This is a genomic window from Peribacillus sp. P4_D6 (assembly GCF_056401795.1).
Window position 1 is genome coordinate 1 of sequence record NZ_JBFUIQ010000359.1, and the last position, 944, is coordinate 944.

At 40.3% G+C, this 944-nt stretch carries 2 protein-coding genes; one reads left to right on the top strand and one right to left on the bottom strand.

What is annotated here, in order from left to right:
* Positions 1-406 (bottom strand): DUF1189 domain-containing protein (locus AC1DVB_RS27565; protein ID WP_477592020.1); only part of this gene is annotated, 406 nt, incomplete at its 3' end.
* Between the two features lie 162 nt (positions 407-568).
* On the opposite strand from AC1DVB_RS27565, the gene AC1DVB_RS27570 reads away from it, so the two are divergent.
* On the top strand, positions 569-944 hold a 376-nt coding region (locus AC1DVB_RS27570; RefSeq protein ID WP_477592022.1), incomplete at its 3' end, for a DUF456 domain-containing protein.

Here is a 944-nt window from a genome sequence, read left to right on the forward strand (position 1 = left end):
CTGAATAAGGAGAGGATTGCACATTGCCTCCGGATACGAAAACCAGGTCAGACTTCAAAAGTGCGACAGCCTCATCAGCTTCTGCAGCTACCTTTTCCGGGGTCAAGGCTCCCGTGCCATCCACAAAAATTTGATATCCGTTTTTATTCAGGCTAAATGGCTCATCTTCTTCAGTCGTCAACGTGCCATTTTTGATTTCAAATGCCGGTAAGTCTTCGGATACTGTTTCGTGCATGGCATCTATCCCGTCAACTATCATTGTACCGAAATAAAAAGCTGAAGGGAGAAAGGCGATGAGACTTATAAAGAAAACGTATAAAATCGTTTTCCCGATACCTTGGTTTTGAAAGGAAGCGATATCTTTAGGGGAAAATATGCTAACCCATAGTTGTTTGAATATGTTCAATGTTTTCAGCACCTATCTATATAAGATTCCTAACCAATTTTAACTATATGGGAAAAATAAAACAACCTGTATTCAGCTTCATTGGTTTCAAACAACAGTAATAAGGTAATTATGGAGAGATAAATCAAATTATAAATGAAATGAGAAAGGGGCTTTTGAGATATGGACACACTATTTTGGATAATAATCACCCTCATGTTCATAATGGGGTTTGTCGGTCTGATTTTTCCAATCATCCCAAGTGTTTTGTTCATTTTTGGCGGAATATTGTTATATGGACTTTTTTATTCTTTTGAACCTTTTGGATGGTTTTTCTGGACGGTCCAAATTTTATTCGTCATCCTTTTATTCGCAGCCGATTATATTGCCAACATGGTCGGGGTCAAAAAGTATGGCGGCACGAAAGCGGGAATATGGGGCAGTACGATTGGGCTCCTGGTCGGGCCATTCGTGATTCCATTCGTCGGAATTCTGATAGGTCCATTCATCGGGGCATTCCTGGCAGAGATCCTGGTACATAAACAAGACCCTGTTACTG